We start from the raw sequence: 22,259 nt of genomic DNA, 5'->3' as shown, positions 1-22,259 counted from the left end.
CAACATAGCTCACCCCCTGTGGCCGATGATGATCAGTCCTGGGCGCGTGAGGTCACGGGAGCGTCGGTGCGGTCGCCCAGGAACTCGTACCAGCGGCGCTGCAGGCACAGGTAACGGGTGTCGGCCTCGACGAGGTCGAGGAAGGAGCCGATCGTACTGGTGAGGCGCTCGCCGAGGCCCGGGTCGGTGAGGGCGCCGTCCTCGGTGAACGCCTGGTGGGCGCCCGCCAGGCTGAACATGTCCGGGTAGACGCGCGCGCCGAGGTGCTCCAGCGGCACCCGCAGGGCCCACAGCCCGCGGTTGCCGCCGACCATCGAGGGCGAGGCCGACACCAGCAGGGTCTGCTTGTCCTTGAAGGGCTGCGGACGGTAGCGGGAGACCCAGTCGATGGCGTTCTTGAGCACGCCCGGGACGGAGGCGTTGTACTCGGGGGAGGCGATGATCAGCGCCTGCGCGGCCTCGATCCGCGCGCACAGGGCCAGGGCCCCTTCGGGCAGTCCCTCGTCGGCCTCCACGTCGCCGTCGTACGGCGGCATCGGGAAGTCGCCGAGCGTGGCGGCCCGTGCGGTGGCGCCGGCCCGGGACACCAGGGCGGCGACCAGGGAGCCGAGGCGGGCGTTGACCGATCCGGTGCGGGAGGAACCGGACAGGACGAGCACGTGCAGGGAGGTACGGGCGTGCTCGCCGTCGTGCGGACGGGCCGGATCCGCCGGGAAGTGGTCGGTGTCGCTCGGGTTCATGCCGTCTGCTCCTGCTCTCTTCCTGCGCTCTGCGGTGATCGGCCACATGCGGCGGGACCCGCACACTTCGGTGTGCGGGTCCCGTCCGGGCCGCGGGTCACTTCGCGCCGGGGTTCTCCCAGCGGTAGAACTCGTGGGCCATGGCGTCCTTCGGGCTGCGCCAGGTGTCCGGGTTGTGCGGGCTGATGTAGGCGGTCAGCCGCTCGCTGAGGTCCCGGAATTCCGGGTGCTCGGTGACCTTCGCGATGGCCGGGCCGGGCGGCCGGTCCGACTCGATCAGGTGCAGGTAGACGTCGCCGAACTGGAACAGGCTGCGGCGCGTGACCCCCACCAGGTGCGGGAGTTCACCCGCGTCCGAACCCGTGAAGAGTTCGGCGATGTCCGGCGCCGATCCCGGCGCCATCCGGGCGACGATGAGGGCGCGGTGCGTCTGGTTCATCCGGGTGTTCGCCTTTCGTCTCAGACTCGGCTGACGGCGGGGGCGCGGCCCTCGCGCTGACGCTTCTCGATCTTGTCCCGGATGAGCGCCAGCTGGATCGGGGAGTTGCGGTTGATGTTGTCGGTCATCCACGCGTCGTCGACGGGGGCGTCCGGCTTCATCGCGAAGTCCTGGGTCCACTTCATCCGGGTGCCGCCGGGCACCTTGAAGTACTGCCAGTGGATGTCCATGTGGGCGAACGGGCCGGTCTCCACCCGTCGGGCACGGACGGTGAGGCCCTTGCGGTCGACGGTCCGCTCCGAAACCCAGCTCCACACCTTGCCGTTCTCGTCGGGGTGCATGGTCAGGCGGAACCGGGTGGTGTCGCCCTGCTCCTCGATGACCTCAAGGGAGGCGTACTCGCTGAACAGCTGCGGCCAGCTGGGGAGATCGTTGGTCATCTCCCAGACGAGGTCCACGGGCGCGTTGACGGTGATCTCGTTCTCGGTGTGTCCTGGCATGTCAGGCTCCTGTCATCAGACTGTGGTTGACGAGGTCGAGGAATTCCCCGGGGGTCTTGCAGCGGTCGGCGTGGGTGGGCAGGGCCCGCCCCCGCCGGTTCTCCAGTTCGCCGACGATCCCGAGCAGGCCCAGCGAATCGAGGCCGTACTCGTCGAAGGCCGAGTGCGGACGGCTCGCCAACTCCGTGGGATCGACGGTGATGCCGGCCTTCTTCATGAGGGCCGCCAGTTCCTCCAGGGTCAGCCGGTCGGACATCTCTGTGCTCCCTTCCTCCTACGAGCCCTTGCGGACGACGAGCGCGGAGTTCGACCCCATCCGGCCGCGGCTGAGCACCAGCGCGGTGCGCAACTCCGCGGCGCGGGCGCTGCCGGTCACCACGTCGAGGTCGTGGCACACGTCGTAGACGTTCGGGGTCGGCGGGACGATGCCGTGTTCCAGGGCCAGGACCGCGGCCGCGGTGTCGAGGGCGGGAGCCGCGCAGTACGCCCTGCCGGTACCGGACTTGGGCGCCGTGACCGGCACCTTCCGTCCGTACGCGCCGAGGGCGGCGGCGAGGGCGGCCACCTCGGCCGCGTCGGCCTCCGGGGTCCCGATGGCGTCGGCGAAGACCACGTCGATCTCCTCGGGCGCGCAGTCGGCTTCCCGCAGGGCGCCGCGGATGGCGTGGGCGAGTCCCTCGCCGGACGTGTCCCGTCGCCGGGTGCCGGTGAAGGTCGCGCCGTGGCCGGCCAGGACGGCCCGTACGGTGGCGCCGCGGCCGCGGGCCTCGTCCTCGTCCTCGACGACGAACATCGCGCCGCCCTCGGCGGGGACGAATCCGCAGGCCTTGTCGGTGAACGGCCGGTAGGCGCGATCGGGGTCCTCCCCCGTGCTCAGCCCCTCGTACTCCAGTTGGCAGACGATGGAGTAGGGCGCCAGCGGTGCCTCCGTCGCCCCGACCAGCATGGCCCGGCTGCCCTGGCGGATCCCGCGGACGGCGTGCGCGAAGGCGTCCAGTCCGCCCGCCTCGTCACTGGCCACGACCCCGCAGGGGCCCTTCAGTCCGCGCCGGATGGAGATCTGTCCGGTGCTCGCGGCGTAGAACCAGGCGATCGACTGGTACGGGCCCACGAAGCGCGGCCCCTGCTCCCAGAGGTGCTGGAGCTCGCGCTGGCCGAACTCGCCGCCGCCGGATCCGGCGGCGGTGACGACGCCCACGGAGAAGGGGTCGCCCTCGTAGTCGGCCCGGCCGAGCCGGGCGTCCTCCAGGGCGAGGTCGGCGGCGGCGAGGGCGTGGTGGGTGAAGCGGTCGGTCTGGACGAGGAAGCGGTCCTCGACCATGGCGCCCGGGTCGAAGCCCCGGACCTCGCCCGCGACGCGCAGCGGCAGGTGCTCGCAGCCCGCCCTGGTGACCCGGTCCAGTACGTTGAGTCCGGACTGGGTCGCCTTCCAGAAGGCGTCGGCGCCCACGCCGTTGGGCGCGACGACTCCGATGCCCGTGATGACCGTACGGCTGGTCACGAGACCTCCTCCTTCGGCCGGGTCATGACCACGGCGGACTGGAATCCGCCGAAGCCGCTGCCGACCGAGAGCACGCTGCGCAGCTTCCGGCCGCGGGCGACGCGGGGTACGTAGTCCAGGTCGCACTCGGGGTCGGGCGTCTCGTAGTTCGCCGTCGGCGGTACCACCTGGTGGGTCATGGCGAGTACGCAGGCCGCCAGTTCGATGGCGCCGATCGCGCCGAGGGAGTGCCCCACCATGGATTTGATGGAGGTCATCGGCGTCTTGTAGGCGTGGTCGCCCAGGACCCGCTTGACCGCCGCGGTCTCGTGACGGTCGTTCTGCTTGGTGCCGGAGCCGTGCGCGTTGACGTAGTCGATCTCGTCGGCGGCGACGCCGGCCTCGGCGAGGGCCGTTTCGATGGCCCGGGCCATCTCCAGGCCCTCTGCGGTCAGCCCGGTCATGTGGTGGGCGTTGCCGAAGGTGGCGTAGCCGCCGATCTCGCAGTAGACGGTCGCACCGCGGGCGCGGGCGTGTTCCAGCTCTTCGAGTACGAGGACGGCGCCGCCCTCGCCGAGGACGAACCCGTCCCGGTCGGCGTCGAACGGCCGGGAGGCGTGGGCCGGGTCGTCGTTGTTCGGCGAGGTCGCCTTGATGGCGTCGAAGCAGGCCACGGTGATGGGCGATATGGGTGAGTCGGACGCGCCCGCGATGCACACGTCCATCCGGCCCTCCGCGATGGAGTGCACGGCGTACCCGATGGCGTCGAGTCCCGAGGTGCAGCCGGTGGAGACCGTCTGGACCGGGCCCCGCGCACCCGTCTGCTCCGCCACGGCGGAGGCGAGGGTGGCGGGGGTGAACGCCCGGTGCAGGAACGGGCCGGCCCGCTTGTGGTCCACGTCCCACCAGGAGCCGGACTGGCTGACGGCCACGTAGTCGTGCTCCAGCCGGGTGGTGCCGCCGACGGCCGTGCCGAGGGAGACCCCGGTCCGCCAGGCCTCGTCCGTGGTGAGGTCGAGCCCCGCGTCCTTCACCGCCTCCCGGGCGGCCACCAGGGCGAACTGGATGTAGCGGTCCGCCCGGTCCGCCTCGCCCGGTTCGAGGCCGTGCGCGGCGGGGTCGAAGTCGACCTCGGCGGCTATCCGGGAACGGAACCCGGCCGGGTCGAAGAGGCTGATCCCGCGCGTCGCCGTACGGCCGTTGGAGAGCAGGTCCCAGAAGTCGCGGACGCCGATCCCGCCGGGCGCGACGACACCGACTCCGGTGACGGCCACCCGCCGGCGGGTCACGAGACCGCTCCCGTGCGGTCCGGCGGCTGCTCCCACGCGGTGCTCTCCGGGTGCGGGGCCTGCTCGGTGTCCACGTGGCCGAGTTCGGGGCGCGGGGCCAGCGGGCCGAGGTGGAAGACCATGCGGGCCTCGGTGTCCCCGACGTTCCGGAAGCGGTGGCGCGTGTTGAGCGGGACCAGGAGTCCCTGGTCGGTGCGCAGCGGGTGGGCCTCGCCGTCGAGGTCGACCTCGAGGCGGCCGCTGACCACGTACACGAACTCCTCGGAGTACGGGTGGTAGTGCTCCGCGATCGACTCCCCGGGGGCCATGATCGCCAGGCCCATGAAGCCGCTGGTGGAACCCACGGAGGTCGGGGTGAGCACCGCCCTGAGGTCTCCGCCGCGCCGGCGGTTGGGGGGCGTCTCGCTGAGGTCCACGATGCGTGGGCGCTGTTGGGTCATGGCGGGTTCCTCCTGCGTGTGGGGAGAGCCTGGGTGCGGATGGGTCGGGATCGGGGGTGGAACGGGGGGGTGGGCCGGACGGCCGGGGAGGATCAGGAATCGGCGGGTGCCCGGCGGTCCGTGATCAGGTTCATGGTGTGGCCGGCGGTGCGGATCCGCCTGCCGGCCCGGGCCGTCAGCCGGTCGAGCACCGCCGCCTTGCGCGGTCCCGAGACGCCGAAGGTGGTGTCGGGCTCGGCGTCGAGCGGGCCGCGGACGTCGATGAGCCGGACGACGATGTCGTCACGCTGGAAGATGCTGCTGCTCCGAACGGGGCTGCCCGGATGGCGTGCGGCCGCCTCGTCCTGGCGGGCCAGGAACTTGGCGAGCGCGACGCCGCAGCCGGGCTTGGCCGGGTAGAAGAGCGCGTGCCGCTGGACCTCGGCGGACTCGGGCTCGGGTGCGGCGATGTGGTGGACCGCCGGGAGCGCCGCGCGCATGAAGAACATGCGCGCGGACTCCGGGTCGTTCAGGTTCCGGTCCTGTTCGAGGTAGGGGTTGATGGCCTCCTCGACGGCGCGCACCTCGGGCTGCTCGGAGACGTGCCGCAGGGCCGCCATCAGGTCGCCCTGGACCTCCACCGTCCGTACGACCCGGTTGCCGTGCATGAACAGGGAGGTGCGGCACAAGCGGGTGTGGTCGTCGACCCGGGCCGCCGGGGAGGCGTAGCTGGAGAGGATGGACGCGACGTCCTGCTCGCTTCCCGGCTTGACGGTGAAGGTGAGGGCGTGGCGCACGATGCCGGCACCCAACCGGGGGGTCTGTTGCAGGCGCGCCGTGGCCGGCCGGGCCTCCTGGCCGTAGCCGCGGCCGGTCTCCCGCAGGACGGTGAACTTGAGCGGGCGCATGGCGCGGGCGCACGCGCCGAGCGGCTTCACCTGTTCGGCGTGATGGTCGCTGTTGACCCATGCGAGGTATTGCGGGGCGCTTTCCCACTCGCTGGTGATGAGCCATTGGGAGGGATTCTCGAAGGACTGGCACAGCTGGTCGCTGATGTGGCCCGGAACCGACGCGATGTCGTGGCGGAGCTGTTCGTACGCCTCGAAGAACTGCTGCTGGGTCCCCTCGTGGAGGTCCATCAGCAGGACGACCCGGAGCATGGAGCCGTCGAAGGCTGACTGCGACACCCGTTCGGACAGGGTGGTTGTCATCTACTCACTCCTTCATGAGGGGGTGGAGATCCATCGCGTACGGACCCCTCGTCCGTCACCGGTGGCGTCCGCCCGGGCCGGCGGCCGCCTCGGTGGGGCAACGGCAGGCCGGCGCGTCTCAGGGGGAGCCGCTGTCGCTCATCGTCATCCGGGTAGGGACGTACCGCTACATGTCCGGATCAAGCGGGTGACAACCGGCGAATCAACTGGGCCTGATCCCGGATCGCGGGCATAAAGACTCCACTCCCCCACACAGAAAACAGGAGCCCGCAGCTGATGGAAGACAACGCCGATGTTCGCGTACCGGTTCTCGTCGTGGGCGGCTCCCTCGTGGGCCTGTCCACCTCGCTTTTCCTGAGCCGCCACGGAGTGAGGCACCTGCTGGTCGAGAAGCACTCCGGTACCTCCGCGCACCCGCGGGGCCGTGGCATCAACGCCCGGACGATGGAGCTGTTCCGCACGGCAGGGGCGGAGCGCGCGATCCGCCGGGCGGCGTCCGTACTGGAGGGAAACCAGGGCATTCTGCAGGCCCGCTCGCTGACCGACGGCGACCACAACTGGCTGGTCAAGTCGATCGATCCGGCCGGGGCCCTGGCCCGGTTCAGCCCGACCGGCTGGTGTCTGTGCAGCCAGAACAACGTCGAGCCGGTACTGGCCGAACAGAGCCGCGGCATGGGCGCCGACGTGCGGTTCTCCACCGAGCTGATGAGCTTCGACCAGGACGCCACGGGGGTGAACGCCGTGGTGAAGGACCGGGAGACGGGCGAGCACATCTCCGTGCGCGCCGACTTCCTGATCGCCGCGGACGGGCCGCGCAGTCCCGTCAGGGAGCAGCTGCGGATCCCCCAGACGGGTAACGGGGAGCTGTTCCACAACGTGAGCGTCACGTTCCGCTCGGAGAAGCTCGTCGAGGTGCTGGGCGACCTGCGCTTCATCGTCTGCTACCTGATCCGCCCGGGGGCCGACGGAGCGCTGCTGCCCGTGGACAACAAGACGCAGTGGGTCTTCCACGCCCCGTGGCACCCGGAGCAGGGCGAAACCCTGGAGGACTTCACCGACGAGCGGTGCGTGGACCAGATCCGCGACGCGATCGGCGTACCCGACCTGGACGTGCAGATCGGCGGCAAGGCCCCGTGGCACGCGGCCGAACGGGTGGCGCAGCGGTATTCGTCCGGTCGGGTGTTCCTGGCCGGGGACGCGGCCCACGAGATGTCCCCCACCGGGGCGTTCGGGTCCAACACGGGGATCCAGGACGCGCACAACCTGGCGTGGAAGATCTCCGCGGTGCTGGACGGCTCGGCCGGCATCGAGCTGCTCGACACCTACGAGGCCGAGCGGCTGCCGGTGGCCAGGGCCACCAGCGAGCGGGCGTCGGCCCGTTCGGCGGAACACAGCCACCCGGGGTACGCGCCGCCGCCCACCATGGGCGGCGGGCCGGGCAGCGGGGTCCTCACCACCGCCATGGGCTACTGCTACCCGAAGGGCGCGCTCGTCGGCGGCGAGCCCGCACGGCCCGTCATCCCGGAGACCCTGCGGCTGGTCGGCGACACCGGAACCCGGGCCCCGCACATGTGGGTGACCCGGTCGGGTGAGCGGATCTCCACCCTGGACCTCTACGAGCGTTCCTTCGTGCTGCTCAGCGGCGCGGGGACGCCGTGGCAGGCGGCCGCGCAGCAGGTGGCGCAGCGGCTGTCGGTGCGGCTGGAGGCCTACACGATCGGCTCCGGGCCGGGTGTGGATCTGGTCCAGGAGGGGCGCTCGGACTGGACGGAGGCGCACGCGATGAGCGCCGAGGGCGCCGTGCTCGTACGGCCGGACGGGTTCGTGGCCTGGCGCTCGGAGGGAGCCGTGGCCGATGCCCCGGCGACGCTGCGCGAGGTCCTCTCGACGGTGCTGCACCGGGCGTGACCACCTCGTCCCCGTTTCCGCCGGCCGTGCGTGCGGCCGGCGGAAGCGGTTCAGCGGCAGGCCCAGCAACCTGCCCAGCAGCCGGAGGCCGGTACGGCGGTGCGCCGGCGGCCGGGTCCGGCGCCGGCGGCCGGGTCACCGCCGCCGGAGGTCCGCCCGGCGTAACACGCGACGACGACCGCGATCGCGGCCAGTTCCTCAGGGGCGGCGACGCCCCTCTCGACACGCAGCAGGCTCGCTATCGGGACATCCTTCGACATCGGCACGGCCTCTCTCACGGGGGCTGCGCGTGCGCCCGGTCGCATCGCGAGGGGCGGACCGGCTCGACTCCGGCGCGGGCGGCACACGGGTGGCTCGGCGCGCCGACGGGACGTGTTCCGCGTGAGCGAACCGGCCTGCGGACTCCGGTGGGATCACCGGGAGCCCTGTCGCGACCGACGCTACAAGAGTGCGCCGTGCGCGGCACTTTGGGCCGGCCGTGGTGACCGGCCACCGGCCGCTGCTGTGCCGGGGCTGCGCCGGCAACCTGTACGCCGTCTGCACCATGGACCACGCGGGCGGGAAAGCGGGCGGAAAGGCGGGCGGGAAGTCGGCCGGCACCGCGGTCGGGCAGTGGGAGGTCGACCACGAGATGCCCGTACCGTGCCCCCTGTCCGGCCTGCTGCCGCTGACCGGGACGGCGGCCTCCGTCCATGACCTGCCCGGCGCCGAGGAGGTGCTCGGTCCGCCGGTGTGACGTACGGCGAGTTGGTCCTTACGGGTGAGCGTCCCGCCGCCGACCGTCGACCGGCGGCGGAACGGCCCGGTCGGCGGTGGGGCCCCGGTCGGCGGCGGCCGCGCCTCGGCCCGGGCTGCCTCGCGTTCACTGATTGAACTCGCCCTGCCCGCAAATGCCGTGCCGGTTCAATCTCTTGACGGCCCGTGAGGGCGCGGAGGACAGTGTCCAGCGGCACCGCTTGAGAGCGCTCTCAAGGCGCCCGACCCACTGACCCTTCCCCCCGCACCGCGCTTCGACGCGCTTCTGAGAGGGCACCCATGCACGAGATATCCGGCAGGAAGCGGCCGACGGCCCGGCGGGCCGTCTTAGCCGCGCTCAGCACGATCGCCGTGGTCGCGGCGGCCGCCGCGGCCGTGGTCCTACCCGCGAACGCCGCGGCTCCCCCCGCACCGGCCGGCTGGTCCCGGGTGTTCCTCGACGACTTCGACGGACCCGCGGGATCCGGGGTGAACACGGCCGACTGGCAGTACACCACCGGCACCTCCTACCCCGGCGGACCCGCCAACTTCGGAACCGGCGAGATCGAGACGATGACCGCCGACCCCGCCAACGTCTCCCTGGACGGCACGGGCAACCTGCGCATCACCCCGCGCCGGGACGCCGCCGGCAACTGGACGTCCGGCCGCGTCGAGACCCGGCGGGCCGACTTCGAGCCCCCGGCGGGCGGCAAGCTCCGGTCGGAGGCCCGCATCCAGATGCCGAACGTGACGGGCCCGGCCGCCAAGGGCTACTGGCCGGCCTTCTGGATGCTCGGTGCCCCCTACCGCGGCAACTGGTGGAACTGGCCGGGCATCGGCGAGATCGACATCCTGGAGAACGTCCAGGGCCTCAACAACGTCTGGGCCACCCTGCATTGCGGCACGAGTCCGGGCGGCCCCTGCAACGAGACGTCCGGAATCGGCGGCCAGCGCGTCTGCCCCGGCTCCAGTTGCCAGGCCGGCTTCCACACGTACGCCGTCGAGTGGGACCGCTCGACGGCGGTCGAGGAGATGCGCTTCTACGTCGACGAGTTCAACTTCCATACGGTACGGGCCAATCAGGTCGACGCGGCAACCTGGACCAACGCCACGAACCACGGCTACTTCATCATCCTGAACGTCGCCATGGGCGGCGGCTTCCCGGACGCCTTCGGCGGCGGCCCCGATTCGGGTACCCAGCCCGGACACGCGATGGTCGTGGACTACGTGTCCGTCCTGCGCTCCACCGGCGGCACCACGCCTCCCACCACCCCGCCCACCACTCCCCCGACGACACCGCCCACCACGCCGCCCGGTCAGCGCGACGCGTACTCGGCGATCCAGGCCGAGTCGTACGACGGCCAGTCGGGCATGATCAAGGAGAGCAGCACGGACAGCGGAGGCGGCCAGGACCTCGCGGCGATCGGGAACGGCGACTGGGCACTGTTCCGGGGCGTCGACTTCGGCTCCACCCCGGCCAAGCAGTTCTACGGGCGCGTGGCCAGCGGTGCGGCCGGCGGGGTCAGCGGACTGGTCGAGGTGCGGCTCGACGACCCGGCCTCGGCCCCGGTCGGCAGCTTCTCGATCGCCTCCACCGGCGGCTGGCAGAGTTGGCGCACGGTGCCGGCGAACATCACCGCGGTCACGGGCACGCACGACGTCTACCTGACCTTCGCCAGCGGCCAGCCGGCCGACTTCGTGAACGTCAACTGGTTCGACTTCGGCCATTGATGCGCGGCGGCGCCGTCCCCGCGGACTCCGCGGGGACGGCACACCGGCGACTGTCCGTCTCGCCCGCCACGTCCCGAATGGCGTGCGCACCGCAAGCTCGGGAGCAGCCCGTCGCAGCGCGGCCCCGACGTCACCGGCCAAGCCGGTCAACAGGTCCGGCGCTGCCGTACGCGACAGGACGTCCCGTCCGGATCCGGACGCCTTGCGGTGCCCGAGCTGCACCGGCTCTCCGTGGTGTCCCCCGCCGGCACGAAGGTCAGGCGTCGCTCGATCCCCTGCCCGTAGAAGTCGATCTCGGCGGAACGGTCCGACCGCAGGCTGTCGATCGCCTCGGGGAGCTGCTCGATCACCGATGAAGGACCGTACGAAACGCTGACCGGCCACGCCTCCTGACCGAACCACACGAGGTGCTGCGCTTGCGCCGCTCCGGACGGCCCGCATCGACGACGCCTCGGTCCGGTTGCCCACCGGGGCACAAGTATCGCGCTCGGTCTGTCGGCTGCACGGAAGGTCCTCCGGCCCCGTCCCCTCGAACTACCCGCACCCGCCGGCAGCAGCGGTGACGGGCCCGGCATCATGACTGACCGTCGGACAGGGCGTCGGGGGGAGCCATCGAACAGTTCGTCGTCCACCCACGGGCTCGCTCCCGCATCGGTGGGCAGCTCCCGTGCGCTCCGTGGGGATCGACGCGTCGGTGATGGTGAGGCTGCACGTCCAAGGGCCGTCAGCGGCCGTCCTCCTCCCCCTTGCGCCACGGCCTGTCACCGGGCCGCAGGAGCGTCTCCGGCGGCCGGCCGCTCGCGCGCCGTTGGCTGGCCGTGGCTGCGCCGACGAACAGGATCATCAGCCCGCCCACCACGGACAGCCACAAGCCGACGAAGAATCCCACGATCAACAGCAACAGACCTACGGCCAGGAGGCCTCTCGCCCAGTCCGGACCCTGATGCTCAGCCATGCCGACTCCTTCCAGGAGATCGCACGGTATACCGATGGCGGTGACGGCCGTGGGCGGACGGCCAGGACGGATGGTGGGGGGGCCTCCGTACCGGACCGCCGGGAGCCGGGCGCGCTCGGGAGCGGGGTGGGGCGCGGCCTCCGGTGGACGGCCGGCGCGCCCCGGGACAGGCTGGTGAACGACCGCAGCCGGAGGCCGCACCAGGAGGACGACCGTGCCCGACGAGGAACCCCGCGCCGAGCTGGACGCGCGGTACAGCGACGAGCGGGCGACGGCCGTGCCCTGGCGGGAAGCCGTCACCCGACTGGCCGCGGCGGAACTGTACTGGCTGACGACCGTACGCCCCGACGCACGGCCGCACGTCACCCCGCTGATCGGGGTCTGGGCGGACGGCGCGCTGCACTTCTGCACCGGGCCCCAGGAGCGCAAGGCCAAGAACCTCCGCGCCAACCCGCACGTCGTCCTCACCACCGGGACCAATACCCTCCACGAGGGATTCGACCTGGTCGTCGAGGGTGAGGCGGCCCGGGTCACGGATCCCGACCGGCTGCGCCGGCTCGCCGCCGCCTGGGAGGCCAAGTACGGCGCCGAGTGGCATTTCGAGGTCGGGGACGGCGTGTTCGTGAATCCCGACGCGGGCGAGGCCGTGGTCTACGCGGTCCGCCCAGGCACCGCCTTCGGTTTCGGCAAGGGCGGCTACAGCCAGACGCGCTGGCTCTTCTCGTGACCCGCGGCCGCCGCGGACGGCCCGTCCCGCGAGAACCCCGACGTGAGCGGGGTTAGGCTCGGAGCAGGTCGCGAAGGGGATGGTGCGCATGTGTCGCTGGCTCGCCTACTCGGGTTCGCCCATGCTCCTCGACACCGTGCTCTACCGCCCCGAGCACTCCCTGATCAACCAGAGCCTGCGGGCCAAGATGGGCGCCGAACCGACCAACGGCGACGGTTTCGGCATCGGCTGGTACAGCGCGGACGGCAACGGCACCCCGGCGGTCTTCCGGGACGTCGGCCCGGCCTGGAACAGCCGCAACCTGCAGGAGCTCGCCGCGCACGTCCGTTCGCCGCTGTTCTTCGCGCACGTCCGGGCCTCGACGGGGTCGGCCGTCCAGCAGTCCAACTGTCACCCCTTCCGCCACGGACGCTGGCTGTGGATGCACAACGGCGCGATCGCGGACTTCCACCGGCTCCAGCGCGACCTGTGCATGGCCGTCGACCCGGCGCTCTTCCCGTCCATCGAGGGGTCCACCGATTCCGAGGTGATGTTCTACCTGGCGGTCACTTTCGGTCTCGACCAGGACGCCCCGGGTGCGGTGGCCAGGATGGCGGGGTTCGTGGAGCGCCTCGGCAAGGAGCACGGCGTACCGGAACCGCTCCAGATGACGGTGGCGGTGAGTGACGGCGTGCACGTGTGGGCCTTCCGCTACTCCAGCCAGGGAAGGTCCCGCTCGCTCTTCTACAGTTCCCGGGCCGAGACCGTCCGGCACCTGCACCCGGAGGTGCCCTACCTGAGGGAGGTCTCGGACGAGACCCGCCTCGTGGTGTCCGAACCGCTCGGAGACCTGCCCGGCGTGTGGAACGAACTCCCCGAGAGCAGTTACGTGGTGATCCCCTCCGGGCCCGAAACGGACTACCTCCCCTTCGTCCCCGAGTTCTGACCGCCCCCTGACCTGCGGGTCACGCGTCCAGGGGACGCCAGGCCGGGCCGTCCCCGTCCTGCACGACGTGTCCGAACACCACGTCGGCGAAGTGGACGCCGAAGCCGATGGTGCCGGGCTCCGCCAGCTCGGCGACGAGGCGCCGGCGGTGGCCGGCGGTGCGGGCGCCGTCGTGGTCGAAGCCCGAGGACCATGCGGGGTGGTCGATCTGGAGGGGCGAGTGCACGGCGTCCCCGAAGGCGATCAGGCGGCGCCCGCCGCCGCTGATGACGTACTCGGCGTGTCCGACGGTGTGGCCGGGGGTGATCCGTACGCGCACGCCGGGGAAGACCTCCTGACCGTCCGTGATCGTACGTACGCGCGGTGCCAGGGCCGCGACCTGCTCGGCCATGCCCTGGGCCTCAAGGAGGTCGCGCCGCTCCCATTCGGGCTCGGACACCAGGTACTCGGCGTGGGCGAACACCGGCCGGTCAGCGCCGGGCGCGGGGTGGCAGGCCCAGCCCAGGTGGTCCGCGTGGAGGTGGGTGAAGGCCACTGCCGCCACGTCCTCGGGGCTGCGACCGAGTTCGGCCAAGCTGCGCACGAGCGCGCCGCCCCGGATCGTGGCGAGCGGGCCCTCCGGGGCCTCGTGCGACTGCGGGCCGAAGCCCGCGTCGATCAGCAGGGCGCGGCCGCCGTGCTCCACGAGCAGTCCGCCGACGCTCCCCACCAGGTGGCCCGCGGGGTCCAGGTACTGCGGATGCGCGGCCCACACCTCGTCGGTGCTGTCCTGGAGCAGCGACAGCGGCCGGAGCCGTACGTCGCCGTCCGGCACGTAGGACACCGTGGTGTCGCCCAGCCGTATCGAGCGGATTCCCGCCGGACGGCGCAGTCGCTCGCCCTGAGCCATCGTCATGTCAGCCATGGGTCATCTCCCGTGAGTTGCCATCAGGTCGCCGCGGTCCGCCGCGGCGACGATCACCATAAGCATCAAGTTCGAATCATTCAAGCTGTAAATATTTCGGCTTCACGGACTTGCTAGGGTGATGGCATGACGACGCCCCCGGAGCTTCAGGCCATCGCCGAGCGACAGCTGTGCGGCCTGGTGAACGGACTGGCCCAGCGGATCTCCGAGCACGTGCGCGAGCGCGCCGCGGCCCTGGGCCTCACCGCGTCGCAGGCGACCGCGCTGCGGGAGATGAGCGGGCCGATGACCATGCGGGAGCTCGCCGAACGCATGAGCTGCGAGCCCTCCAACACCACCTTCGTCGTCGACAAGCTGGAGAAGCAGAGCCTGATCGAGCGCCATCCGCACCCCACCGACCGCCGCGCGAAGCAGCTCGTCCTCACCGCCGGGGGGATCGCGCTGCGCGAGCGCCTCCTCGCGCTGCTCGCCGTGGACTCGCCGCTGTCCGGCCTCACCCCGGAGGAACAGGGCGTCCTGCGGGGGCTGCTGGAGCGGGCCGCCGCGCGGCCGTAACCCGACTGCGGGGCAGCGACCGGGGGCGGTCACCGGTTAACCTGCCCGTCGAGACCACCGCCCGTGGACACCGTGGAGGAGCATCCGTGACCGAGCCGCGTCCCGACAGCCGCCCCACCCTGGAGGCCGTCGCGGCGCACGCCGGGGTGTCCCGGGCCACCGCGTCCCGCGTGGTCAACGGCGGCGACGGGGTCCGCGCACATCTGGTGGACCGGGTGCGCACCGCGATCCGCGTGCTCGGGTACGTCCCCAACCACGCGGCCCGCACCCTGGTCACCCGGCGCACCGGGGCCGTCGCGGTGATCATCGCCGAGCCGGAGGTCCGGATCTTCTCGGACCCCTTCTTCTCGCGCCAGGTCCGCGGCATCGCCAAGGAGTTGACCGCGCACGACGCACAGCTCGTCCTCCTCCTGGTCGAGGACCGCGGCGACTACGACCGGATCGAGCGCTACCTGGCCGGTGGCCACGTCGACGGGGCCCTGGCCTTCTCCCTGCACACCGACGACCCGCTGCCCGCCATCACCCGCCGCATCGGCATGCCCACGGTCTACGGCGGCCGGCCCGGCTGGACCACCGGGACCGGGGAGGACGACGGCGAGGGCGTGGTCTACGTCGACGCCGACAACCGCGGGGGCGCGCGGGAGGCCGTGCGCTACCTGCTGGCGCAGGGCCGGAGGCGGATCGCGCACATCGCCGGCCCGCTCGACCAGACCTCGGCCGCCGACCGACTGAGCGGCTACCGGGACGCACTGGCGGCCGCCGGCCCGGAGCTGTTCGCCGAAGGGGACTTCACCCCGGCGGGCGGGGCCCGCGCGATGACGGAACTGCTGGACCGGGACGCCGGTATCGACGCCGTCTTCGCCGGGAACGACCTGATGGCGACCGGCGCCCTGCGCGTGCTGCGGGAGAGCGGCCGGACGGTGCCCGGGGACGTGGCGCTGGTCGGCTTCGACGACGCCGAACCGGTGGCCGAGAGCGCCGACCCGCCGCTGACGACCGTGCGCCAGGACATCGAGGGCATGGGCCGTCTGATGGCACGGCTGCTGATGCGCCGCCTGAACGGCGGTCCGGACGGGCGGCTGACCGCGCCCGATCCGGTGATCACCGCCACGGCACTGGTGCGGCGCGCTTCGGCTTGAGCCGGCACCGGACCGGCACCGGACACGTCGCAGGGGCCCGCGGGACGGAGGGCCCCTGCGAACGGGGAGCGGGCGTTCCCGGATCAGCGCCGGGCCGGGCACTTCTTCCAGGAGAAGTGGTACACGCTGTTGATGCTGCCGTCCGTCGAGTCGAGCGCCATGAAGCTGGTGTGCGCCGGGTCCGAGGTGCCCACCTCGGCGCGCAGCTCGGTGTTGATGTTGAAGTTGCGCTGCTCACCGCAGGGCGCGAAGACCAGGGCCTCGACGCCGGTGGTGTCGGTCGCCTGCCAGTTGTCGACGAGCTCGCCGTTGAACTTGTGGGTCCGGTACGCGGTCTGGCTCATGCCCTGGAAGTAGTAGCTGGCCTTCTGCGTGCCGACCGCGCCCGGTGCGAGGCTGCCGAAGCCGCGGTAGTCGACCTTGGCCACGGCGTAGGTGTACCCCTGGGGGACGTGGACGTCGAGGGAGAGGAGGCAGTTCTTGCGGCCCTCGACGGCGGAGACGCCGCCGCCGGCCTGAGCCAGGTATTCGCTGTAGGTGACGGTGAAGGCCGAGTTGTCCGGGGACACGGAGACGGCGGCACTGCCTGGACGGCAGCCCGATCCGTTCACGGAGGCGACGTCCACGGTGACCTGGTCGGTGGGGGCGGAGGGCGCCGAGGACGAGGCCCCGGCGGCGGGGGTGAGCGCGATGAACGTCGCGGTCACGGCGGCTGCGGTGAATCCGGTGCGGAGGGACTTGATCACGTCGCCATGAATAGCGGTCGGCGGCGGCCCCGGCCGGCCGACGGGCACGCGGTCTCACCTCGATGGCCGAGGACCGTCACCGCAGAAACGATAAATCTACTCAAACCCCTGCGCCGGATGGCCCCAGGTGGCGCGCAGCGCCGAGTCGCACCGGTCAATCGTTGCGGTTCTTCCTAAGATCGGCGAGGTCCTTGAGGCAATCAGCGGGTTCTGGAGCCGGCCGGGGCGCCGGGCCCTCCTGCGGTGAGGAGTCCCATGTCCCGCGCACCACGCCCGTCCCGCGCACCACGACCGCGTCCCACCGCCATGTCCGCGCTGGCGCTCGCCACCGCCCTGGCCATCGCCCTGACCGCAGCCGCCCCGGCCTTCGCCGCGGCCCACCACGCGGGCGACGAGGCCGGGGTGCTCGGCGAGGAGCACGCCCGCGCGCACGCGCGGCTGCGCGAGGCGGCCCAGGGAAATCAGGGCTATCCGCAGTCGAAGCGCACGTCGAGCCTGGCCTCCCTGGAGGAGTCCCAGCGCAAGGTCAACGCGACGTTCGACGCGGCCCGGTTCGGCCGGTTCACCCAGTTCTTCCCCTCGCCCGATTTCGGCGTCCACGTGGCCCAGCTGCCGACGGGCAAGGTGCTGCTCTTCTCCTTCGAACGCGTGGAAGCCGACCCCACCAAGGAGACCGGGCCCACCAACACGGTCGGCCGGACCAACGCGGGCCGCGCCTACCTCTGGGACCCCGCGAGGGGGACCGGGGCCAAGGCCTTCACGAACGTGCCGCCACCGGTGGTACTGATGCCCGACGGTGCCTACGCCCCGCGCCCGGCGCCGTTCTTCTGCGCCGGTCACTCCTACCTCCCCAACGGGATGGTGGGGGTGTTCGGCGGAAACGTCGGCGGGAAGGGCGGCAGCGGCGCCAAGCTGTCCTTCGTGTTCGACCCGTGGACCGAGAAGTGGTTCCGCAACCGCGACATGTCCGTGGGCCGCTGGTACCCCTCGGTGGTGACCGGGCCGGACGGCCGGCAGATCATCATGTCCGGCCAGTCCGAACGCGGTACGGGCACGCCCACTCCGGTGGTGGAGCGCTTCCCCGCGCTCGGGCGGCCCGTGCCCTGGCGTTCGTACGACATCCCGGCGAACGTCCCCGCGGAGCGGCTCCGGTCACGGGCCCCCTTCCGCAACGACTATCCGCACCTCTTCTCGCTGCGGGACGGGAAGATCTACGGGCTCGGCCGCGACGCCGACCAACAGTGGCTCTTCGACCCGGTCGAGGACACCCGCACCGACCTGCCCCGACGGCCCGCCGACTTCCGGGGCTACGGTTCGGCCGTGCCGCTGCCGGCCGGCTTCCGGGGCCCGGACTCCGTCCTGGTGCTCGGCGGCGACCCGCGCGACCCGCTCACGTACCGGCTGTCCGGCGGCCGCTGGAGCATCGAGGAACCGAGGGCCTTCGGCCGCACCCAGGACGGGACCCTGATCCTGCCCGACGGGACCCTGCTCACGGTGAACGGCGCCCTGGACACCCGCGACTACGGCAACGGGCCCTTCAACCCGAAGGCCGACCTGAAGTACCGGCAGATCGAACTGCGCGACGCGCGCGGCCACTGGAAGCTGGGTCCGGCCCAACGACTGCCCCGCGGCTACCACTCCAACGCCCTGGTCCTGCCGGACGGCCGGATGATGGTCACCGGGGACGAGCTCCAGCAGATCGCCAACGACCCCGACATCAAGGACGGGATGGACGGCAGCATCGAGCTCTACGAGCCCGCCTACCTGCACCGGGGCGCCCGGCCGGCGCTCGACCGGGCCCCGACGGGCGACCTCGGCCACGACACGGCCTTCCAGGTCACGAGCTCGACGGCGAAGGACGTCACGCGGGCCGTGCTGCTGGCGCCGACGACCGTCACCCACTCGGTGAACACCAGCCAGCGCCACCTGGACCTGCGGATCACCGGCGTCCACGGCTCCACGATCGGCCTGCGCACACCGCCGAGCGCGGCCGACGCCCCGCCCGGCTACTACATGCTCTTCCTGCTGGACGCCAAGGGCGTCCCCAGCATCGCTAAGTGGATCAAGCTGGGCACCCGCACCCGCTAGGCCGGGGCCCGGCCCTCGGCCGCGGCCGTGGTGAACCGTACGACGGCCGCGCGCCCGTCCGTACGGACCCGGCAGTCGAGCGGCCCCGTCAACAGGGCCGCATCGTACGGCAGCAGCTCCGCGCGGTCACCGGCCCGTTCGACTACCGCCGACCCCTCCAGCGCGACCACCAGCAGCGTCCCGCCCGGCGGGACCGCGGGGGCGAGCGCGCCCCGTACGACGGCGGTCTGCGCCTCCACCACGCCCCTGCGGTACATCACGTTGAAGTTCACGACCGGGCCGCGGAGCAGCCGGCAGTCGGTCGGCTCGTCCCCGGGGAAGTCCTGCGGCGCGAACCGCTCGTCCACGAGTCGGCGTACGCCCGCCACCGTGAGGTCCATGCCCGCGCCCTCGGCGAGGGTCAGGGTGCGCCCGATGCCGGGGAAGGCCGAGAACGGGCCGTCGGCGGCGACCTCGGCCAGGCTCGCGCGCCAGCCGAAACCGTCCATGTCCGCGCCGTCGGGCCAGGCCGCGATCTCCCGGGTGACTCCCCCGCCGTTCTTCCAGACCGTGGCGGTCCGGTCGGCCGCCCGCAGGACGCACAGCGCGCCGGCTCCGCTCACGCCGCCGGCCCGGCCAGCCGCTCGCCCAGCTCGGCGGCGTCGGCGAGGAACCACGCCTGCGTCCCGCGGTTGCACTCGCGGACGAAGTCGCGCAGCGCCGGACTGGCCTCCGTGTGGCGCGAGATGTCGCCCAGGACGACGATGCCGACCCGGTACTGGACGAACTTCTGGATGATCGCGCCGGCGACGCGGGTGCTCAGCCGGAAGAACGCGTCGTCGAACCGCCCGGCGGGGATGACGACCCACTGGGCACCCTGGTAGCCGGCGTCGCCGATGCAGTCGAGTGCCTCGCGTTCACCGGCGATGACCTCGCCCTCCGCCTCGCACATCAGCACGGACACGTCGTTGATCGTCTGCAAAGTACTCATGGAGGCCGAGGCTACTTCAGGCGCCCTTCTCCATCGAGGGGCGCAGGCGGCCCAGCAGGGCGTAGAGCGTCGCGCTCTCGGCCTCGTCGAGGGTGTCCAGAGCCCCGTGCATGGCCTGCATCTCCTCGCGCACGCGGCGGATGACCTCGCGACCCGCATCCGTCGCGACGACGTTCTTGACGCGGCGGTCGGCGGGGTCCGGCTCCCGGCGCACCAGCTCGCGGGCCTCCAGCCGGTCGACGATGCCGGTCACGTTGGAGGCGTCGCACACCAGCAGGGTGGCGAGGCCGCGCATGGGCACGGGGCCGTCGAGCTGGGCGAGGACCCGGGCCTGGGTGGAGGTCAGGCCGTGCTGGGCCGCGGCGGCCGCGAACTCGCGCCATTGGGCGGTGCCGATCGCGGCGAGCAGCTCCAGCAGCTGGAGCTTGGTGGGGGTCTGCGTGGCGGTGTCGCTCATACCTGGAGCGTACTCAGGATGCTTCACATTATCAATTGTTTACTTGACCACCTTAACTATCGACGTCTACCGTCGGTCGAGTTACTTGAGAAGGTCAAACATCTGCGTTCCGAAGCTCTTCAGCTCCGAAACACGAAGAAGGTTCACCCCAGCCATGAGCACCCCCTCCCCCGCCGCCCCGGCCTCCGGGCACCGGAACGAGACGGTCATCGTCTTCGCCCTGAGCCTGGCCGCCATGGTCGTGTCGATGATGCAGACCCTGCCGGTCCCGATCCTCGGCCTCATCCGCCAGGACCTCGGCACCACCACGGCCAACGTGAGCTGGGTGACCACCGCCACCCTGCTGTCGGCCGCCGTCTTCACCCCGCTGCTGGGCCGCTTCGGTGACCAGCACGGCAAGAAGCCCACCCTGGTCGCCGTGCTCGGCGTCATGGTCGCCGGCTCCGTGATCGCCGCACTGGCGACCTCGCTGCCGCTGCTGATCCTGGGCCGGGTGCTCCAGGGAGCCGCCACCGCGATCTTCCCGCTGGCCCTTTCGGTCCTGCGCGAAGAGGTCCGACCGCAGAAGCTGCCGGGCGCGATGGCCCTGGTCAGCGGCACGCTCGCGTTCGGCAGCGGGCTCGCGCTCGTCGCGACCGGACTGCTCACCTCCGGCTCCGGCGCGGACTACCGCAACGCCTTCTGGATGGCGACCGGCTTCGCGCTCCTCGCCCTGCTCGCGGTGGTGTTCCTGGTCCCCGCGACCCGCCACAAGACCGGCGGGCGCACCGACTTCCTCGGCGCACTGACCCTCGGCATCGCGCTGCTGCTGCTCCTGCTGCCGATCTCCCAGGGCCACGAGTGGGGCTGGGGCTCCGCCCGCACGCTGGGCAGCTTCGCCGGCGCCGCCGTCATGGCCGCCGTCTGGGTGCTCGTCGAGCGCAAGGTGCGCGAGCCGCTCGTCGACATGAAGATGTTCGTCCACCGCCCCGTGCTCATGGCCAACCTGGCCGGCGTCCTCGTCGGCTTCGGCATGTTCGCGAACTTCCTGGGCGTCTCGTACCTCGTCCAGATGCCCGAGGCCCTCACCGGCTACGGCTTCGACGCGTCCATCCTGCGCGCCTCCGTGCAGTTCCTGCTGCCCGGCGCCATCGTCTCGCTGCTCGCCTCGCCCGTGGGCGGCCAGATCGTGCGCCACCGGGGTCCGCGTACGGCGCTGGCCCTGGCCGCGGCCCTCGGCGCGGCCGGCTTCGCCTGGCTGGTCCTGGACCACCAGCACAGTCTCTCGGTGATCGGCGCCGGGCTCGTCGTCGGTGCGGCCGTCAGCTTCGGCTACGCCGCCATGCCCGCCGTGATCATGTCCAGCGTCCCGCACCACCAGAGCGGCATCGCCAACGGCATCAACTCGATCTCCCGCTCCACGGGCAGTGCGATCGGCAGCGCCGTCGTCACCACGATCCTGGCCTCCAAGACCATCGAGCACCTGCCGGCGGGGGTCCCCCCGCTGCCCGCCGAGTCCGGGTTCACCCTCACCTTCGGGATCGGGGCGGTGGCCTTCGCGCTGGTCGCGCTGATCAGCTGGATCGGCCTGCGCAGCGGGCAGGGCACCGTGGCGGCGGCCGCCGACCGGCCCGCGCCGACGACGGAGAAGACGGAGCAGGCCGAGAAGGCCGACGCCACCCGCTGACCGACCGTCCGTCCCGTCACCCGACCCGCCGGCCCGGGGGTCCGGCCTCCGCGTGTCGCTCGCGGGGGTCGGGCCCCCGGGCCTTGCATGGTGGGTGCATGAAGGCTACGGACGTCATCGCCGACGGTTTCGGACGCATCCGGGAGATCGTGCACGAGGTCGTGGAAGGGGTCCCGCCGGAGCTGCTCAACGCACGCGTGGATCCGGCGGCGAACTCGGTCACCTGGCTCATCTGGCACCTGACCCGGATCCAGGACGACCACATCGCGGACGCGGCCGGCACCGAGCAGATCTGGGACTCCGGCGGCTGGTCGGACCGGTTCGCACTGCCGCTGCCCGCCGGGTCGACCGGGTACGGGCACTCGCCGCAGGACGTCTACACCGTGCGGGTCGACTCGGGCGAGCTGCTGCTGGGGTACTTCGACGCGGTGCACGAGCGGACCGCCCGCTTCGTGCACGGGCTCGCCGCCACCGAGCTGGACCGGGTGGTCGACGAACGCTGGGACCCGCCGGTCACCCTCGGGGTACGCCTGGTCAGCGTGTTGGGGGACGACCTCCAGCACGCCGGGCAGGCGGCTTTCGTACGGGGCGTGCTGGAGCGGGAACGGGGCCTGTGACGGGACCTCGCGGGCACCGGCCGCTCCTGGTGGGCACGGATCGAAGCGAAGCCGACCG

At 72.0% G+C, this 22,259-nt stretch carries 26 protein-coding genes; 10 read left to right on the top strand and 16 right to left on the bottom strand.

Annotation, left to right across the window (positions count from 1 at the left end; genetic code table 11):
* Window positions 1-32: 32 nt before the first annotated feature.
* From OG386_RS39140 to OG386_RS39105, 8 genes are all read right to left on the bottom strand, one after another.
* Window positions 33-740: an NADPH-dependent FMN reductase gene (locus tag OG386_RS39140; RefSeq protein ID WP_384827740.1), complete on the bottom strand. Its 708-nt coding sequence runs from the start codon at window positions 738-740 to the stop codon at window positions 33-35.
* A 97-nt stretch (window positions 741-837) separates the two neighbouring features.
* Window positions 838-1,179, bottom strand: coding sequence for a TcmI family type II polyketide cyclase (locus OG386_RS39135; protein ID WP_266600559.1), 342 nt, complete (start codon window positions 1,177-1,179; stop codon window positions 838-840).
* Between the two features lie 20 nt (window positions 1,180-1,199).
* Complete coding sequence (locus tag OG386_RS39130) at window positions 1,200-1,679, bottom strand: SRPBCC family protein (protein ID WP_327387300.1); 480 nt, start codon at window positions 1,677-1,679, stop codon at window positions 1,200-1,202.
* A 1-nt stretch (window position 1,680) separates the two neighbouring features.
* Window positions 1,681-1,935 carry an acyl carrier protein gene (locus OG386_RS39125; RefSeq protein ID WP_030725715.1) on the bottom strand — a complete coding sequence of 85 codons (255 nt, stop codon included), beginning with the start codon at window positions 1,933-1,935 and terminating at the stop codon, window positions 1,681-1,683.
* Window positions 1,936-1,953: 18 nt separating this feature from the next.
* Window positions 1,954-3,180, bottom strand: a complete 1,227-nt coding sequence (locus OG386_RS39120) for a beta-ketoacyl synthase N-terminal-like domain-containing protein (protein WP_328792073.1) — start codon at window positions 3,178-3,180, stop codon at window positions 1,954-1,956.
* A complete protein-coding gene (locus OG386_RS39115; RefSeq protein ID WP_327387297.1) occupies window positions 3,177-4,448 on the bottom strand; it encodes a beta-ketoacyl-[acyl-carrier-protein] synthase family protein in 1,272 nt (423 codons plus the stop codon). Before OG386_RS39115 ends, OG386_RS39120 begins: the two co-directional genes overlap by 4 nt.
* Complete coding sequence (locus OG386_RS39110; protein ID WP_266600549.1) at window positions 4,445-4,888, bottom strand: cupin domain-containing protein; 444 nt, start codon at window positions 4,886-4,888, stop codon at window positions 4,445-4,447. The genes OG386_RS39115 and OG386_RS39110 overlap by 4 nt, the downstream gene beginning before the upstream one ends.
* Window positions 4,889-4,980: 92 nt before the next feature.
* A complete protein-coding gene (locus OG386_RS39105; protein WP_328792072.1) occupies window positions 4,981-6,078 on the bottom strand; it encodes a SchA/CurD-like domain-containing protein in 1,098 nt (365 codons plus the stop codon).
* A gap of 276 nt (window positions 6,079-6,354) precedes the next feature.
* Here OG386_RS39105 and OG386_RS39100 point away from each other — a divergent pair, with 276 nt between their 5' ends.
* A complete protein-coding gene (locus tag OG386_RS39100; protein ID WP_328792071.1) occupies window positions 6,355-7,986 on the top strand; it encodes an FAD-dependent oxidoreductase in 1,632 nt (543 codons plus the stop codon).
* Between the two features lie 50 nt (window positions 7,987-8,036).
* Here OG386_RS39100 and OG386_RS39095 read toward each other — a convergent pair whose 3' ends face one another.
* A complete protein-coding gene (locus tag OG386_RS39095; RefSeq protein WP_328792070.1) occupies window positions 8,037-8,246 on the bottom strand; it encodes an acyl-CoA carboxylase epsilon subunit in 210 nt (69 codons plus the stop codon).
* Window positions 8,247-8,434: 188 nt separating this feature from the next.
* Between OG386_RS39095 and OG386_RS39090 the strand changes: the two genes are divergently transcribed.
* Together OG386_RS39090 and OG386_RS39085 are read left to right on the top strand one after the other, a co-directional pair.
* On the top strand, window positions 8,435-8,722 hold the full coding sequence (locus OG386_RS39090) for a hypothetical protein (RefSeq protein WP_328792069.1): 288 nt from the start codon (window positions 8,435-8,437) through the stop codon (window positions 8,720-8,722).
* Between the two features lie 299 nt (window positions 8,723-9,021).
* Window positions 9,022-10,452 carry a glycoside hydrolase family 16 protein gene (locus OG386_RS39085; protein ID WP_328792068.1) on the top strand — a complete coding sequence of 477 codons (1,431 nt, stop codon included), beginning with the start codon at window positions 9,022-9,024 and terminating at the stop codon, window positions 10,450-10,452.
* Between the two features lie 146 nt (window positions 10,453-10,598).
* On the opposite strand, the gene OG386_RS39080 is transcribed toward OG386_RS39085, so the two are convergent.
* Together OG386_RS39080 and OG386_RS39075 are read right to left on the bottom strand one after the other, a co-directional pair.
* The gene (locus OG386_RS39080) at window positions 10,599-10,802 is read right to left on the bottom strand and encodes a hypothetical protein (protein ID WP_328792067.1); all 204 of its coding nucleotides are present in this window, start codon (window positions 10,800-10,802) and stop codon (window positions 10,599-10,601) included.
* Window positions 10,803-11,176: 374 nt separating this feature from the next.
* Complete coding sequence (locus OG386_RS39075) at window positions 11,177-11,407, bottom strand: hypothetical protein (RefSeq protein WP_328792066.1); 231 nt, start codon at window positions 11,405-11,407, stop codon at window positions 11,177-11,179.
* 214 nt (window positions 11,408-11,621) lie between these two features.
* Between OG386_RS39075 and OG386_RS39070 the strand changes: the two genes are divergently transcribed.
* Together OG386_RS39070 and OG386_RS39065 are read left to right on the top strand one after the other, a co-directional pair.
* Complete coding sequence (locus OG386_RS39070; protein WP_328792065.1) at window positions 11,622-12,134, top strand: pyridoxamine 5'-phosphate oxidase family protein; 513 nt, start codon at window positions 11,622-11,624, stop codon at window positions 12,132-12,134.
* Between the two features lie 88 nt (window positions 12,135-12,222).
* Window positions 12,223-13,059 (top strand): class II glutamine amidotransferase, encoded by an 837-nt coding sequence (locus OG386_RS39065; protein WP_328792064.1) that lies wholly within the window; start codon window positions 12,223-12,225, stop codon window positions 13,057-13,059.
* A 19-nt stretch (window positions 13,060-13,078) separates the two neighbouring features.
* Here the strand turns inward: OG386_RS39065 and OG386_RS39060 are convergent, their stop codons facing one another.
* Entirely contained in the window at window positions 13,079-13,963 is an 885-nt protein-coding gene (locus OG386_RS39060; protein WP_328792063.1) for an MBL fold metallo-hydrolase, read from the bottom strand.
* A 126-nt stretch (window positions 13,964-14,089) separates the two neighbouring features.
* Between OG386_RS39060 and OG386_RS39055 the strand changes: the two genes are divergently transcribed.
* Both OG386_RS39055 and OG386_RS39050 read left to right on the top strand, forming a co-directional pair.
* Entirely contained in the window at window positions 14,090-14,518 is a 429-nt protein-coding gene (locus OG386_RS39055; RefSeq protein WP_328792062.1) for a MarR family winged helix-turn-helix transcriptional regulator, read from the top strand.
* Window positions 14,519-14,604: 86 nt separating this feature from the next.
* Window positions 14,605-15,657 (top strand): LacI family DNA-binding transcriptional regulator, encoded by a 1,053-nt coding sequence (locus OG386_RS39050; protein WP_328792061.1) that lies wholly within the window; start codon window positions 14,605-14,607, stop codon window positions 15,655-15,657.
* An 83-nt stretch (window positions 15,658-15,740) separates the two neighbouring features.
* On the opposite strand, the gene OG386_RS39045 is transcribed toward OG386_RS39050, so the two are convergent.
* The gene (locus OG386_RS39045) at window positions 15,741-16,403 is read right to left on the bottom strand and encodes a DUF4360 domain-containing protein (protein ID WP_328792060.1); all 663 of its coding nucleotides are present in this window, start codon (window positions 16,401-16,403) and stop codon (window positions 15,741-15,743) included.
* Between the two features lie 255 nt (window positions 16,404-16,658).
* Between OG386_RS39045 and OG386_RS39040 the strand changes: the two genes are divergently transcribed.
* Entirely contained in the window at window positions 16,659-18,491 is a 1,833-nt protein-coding gene (locus tag OG386_RS39040) for a galactose oxidase-like domain-containing protein (RefSeq protein ID WP_328792059.1), read from the top strand.
* Here the strand turns inward: OG386_RS39040 and OG386_RS39035 are convergent.
* From OG386_RS39035 to OG386_RS39025, 3 genes are read right to left on the bottom strand one after another with little or no spacing between them, the layout of a single operon-like run.
* Entirely contained in the window at window positions 18,488-19,093 is a 606-nt protein-coding gene (locus OG386_RS39035; RefSeq protein WP_328792057.1) for a HutD/Ves family protein, read from the bottom strand. The two genes, OG386_RS39040 and OG386_RS39035, sit on opposite strands and share 4 nt — an antisense overlap.
* Window positions 19,090-19,461, bottom strand: a complete 372-nt coding sequence (locus tag OG386_RS39030) for a DUF4180 domain-containing protein (protein WP_328792056.1) — start codon at window positions 19,459-19,461, stop codon at window positions 19,090-19,092. Before OG386_RS39030 ends, OG386_RS39035 begins: the two co-directional genes overlap by 4 nt.
* A 16-nt stretch (window positions 19,462-19,477) precedes the next feature.
* Entirely contained in the window at window positions 19,478-19,918 is a 441-nt protein-coding gene (locus tag OG386_RS39025; protein ID WP_327387282.1) for a MarR family winged helix-turn-helix transcriptional regulator, read from the bottom strand.
* A 154-nt stretch (window positions 19,919-20,072) separates the two neighbouring features.
* Between OG386_RS39025 and OG386_RS39020 the strand changes: the two genes are divergently transcribed.
* Entirely contained in the window at window positions 20,073-21,584 is a 1,512-nt protein-coding gene (locus tag OG386_RS39020) for an MFS transporter (RefSeq protein WP_328792055.1), read from the top strand.
* 98 nt (window positions 21,585-21,682) lie between these two features.
* Window positions 21,683-22,201: a mycothiol transferase gene (locus OG386_RS39015; RefSeq protein WP_328792054.1), complete on the top strand. Its 519-nt coding sequence runs from the start codon at window positions 21,683-21,685 to the stop codon at window positions 22,199-22,201.
* The last annotated feature ends 58 nt before the right edge of the window (window positions 22,202-22,259 follow it).

It is taken from the genome of Streptomyces sp. NBC_00273 (assembly GCF_036178145.1).
Classification (GTDB): domain Bacteria; phylum Actinomycetota; class Actinomycetes; order Streptomycetales; family Streptomycetaceae; genus Streptomyces.
The sequence above is the reverse complement of the archived record's forward strand: the minus strand, read 5'-3'. Positions and strand labels throughout refer to the sequence as shown.

What these genes read in the sequence shown, in the direction of transcription:
- OG386_RS39140 (WP_384827740.1), bottom strand. Translation starts at nt 740, where the DNA reads ATGAACCCGAGCGACACCGACCACTTCCCGGCGGATCCGGCCCGTCCG.
- OG386_RS39135 (WP_266600559.1), bottom strand. Translation starts at nt 1,179, where the DNA reads ATGAACCAGACGCACCGCGCCCTCATCGTCGCCCGGATGGCGCCGGGA.
- OG386_RS39130 (WP_327387300.1), bottom strand. Translation starts at nt 1,679, where the DNA reads ATGCCAGGACACACCGAGAACGAGATCACCGTCAACGCGCCCGTGGAC.
- OG386_RS39125 (WP_030725715.1), bottom strand. Translation starts at nt 1,935, where the DNA reads ATGTCCGACCGGCTGACCCTGGAGGAACTGGCGGCCCTCATGAAGAAG.
- OG386_RS39110 (WP_266600549.1), bottom strand. Translation starts at nt 4,888, where the DNA reads ATGACCCAACAGCGCCCACGCATCGTGGACCTCAGCGAGACGCCCCCC.
- OG386_RS39105 (WP_328792072.1), bottom strand. Translation starts at nt 6,078, where the DNA reads ATGACAACCACCCTGTCCGAACGGGTGTCGCAGTCAGCCTTCGACGGC.
- OG386_RS39100 (WP_328792071.1), top strand. Translation starts at nt 6,355, where the DNA reads ATGGAAGACAACGCCGATGTTCGCGTACCGGTTCTCGTCGTGGGCGGC.
- OG386_RS39095 (WP_328792070.1), bottom strand. Translation starts at nt 8,246, where the DNA reads ATGTCGAAGGATGTCCCGATAGCGAGCCTGCTGCGTGTCGAGAGGGGC.
- OG386_RS39085 (WP_328792068.1), top strand. Translation starts at nt 9,022, where the DNA reads ATGCACGAGATATCCGGCAGGAAGCGGCCGACGGCCCGGCGGGCCGTC.
- OG386_RS39075 (WP_328792066.1), bottom strand. Translation starts at nt 11,407, where the DNA reads ATGGCTGAGCATCAGGGTCCGGACTGGGCGAGAGGCCTCCTGGCCGTA.
- OG386_RS39065 (WP_328792064.1), top strand. Translation starts at nt 12,223, where the DNA reads ATGTGTCGCTGGCTCGCCTACTCGGGTTCGCCCATGCTCCTCGACACC.
- OG386_RS39060 (WP_328792063.1), bottom strand. Translation starts at nt 13,963, where the DNA reads ATGGCTGACATGACGATGGCTCAGGGCGAGCGACTGCGCCGTCCGGCG.
- OG386_RS39055 (WP_328792062.1), top strand. Translation starts at nt 14,090, where the DNA reads ATGACGACGCCCCCGGAGCTTCAGGCCATCGCCGAGCGACAGCTGTGC.
- OG386_RS39040 (WP_328792059.1), top strand. Translation starts at nt 16,659, where the DNA reads ATGTCCCGCGCACCACGCCCGTCCCGCGCACCACGACCGCGTCCCACC.
- OG386_RS39030 (WP_328792056.1), bottom strand. Translation starts at nt 19,461, where the DNA reads ATGAGTACTTTGCAGACGATCAACGACGTGTCCGTGCTGATGTGCGAG.
- OG386_RS39025 (WP_327387282.1), bottom strand. Translation starts at nt 19,918, where the DNA reads ATGAGCGACACCGCCACGCAGACCCCCACCAAGCTCCAGCTGCTGGAG.
- OG386_RS39020 (WP_328792055.1), top strand. Translation starts at nt 20,073, where the DNA reads ATGAGCACCCCCTCCCCCGCCGCCCCGGCCTCCGGGCACCGGAACGAG.
- OG386_RS39015 (WP_328792054.1), top strand. Translation starts at nt 21,683, where the DNA reads ATGAAGGCTACGGACGTCATCGCCGACGGTTTCGGACGCATCCGGGAG.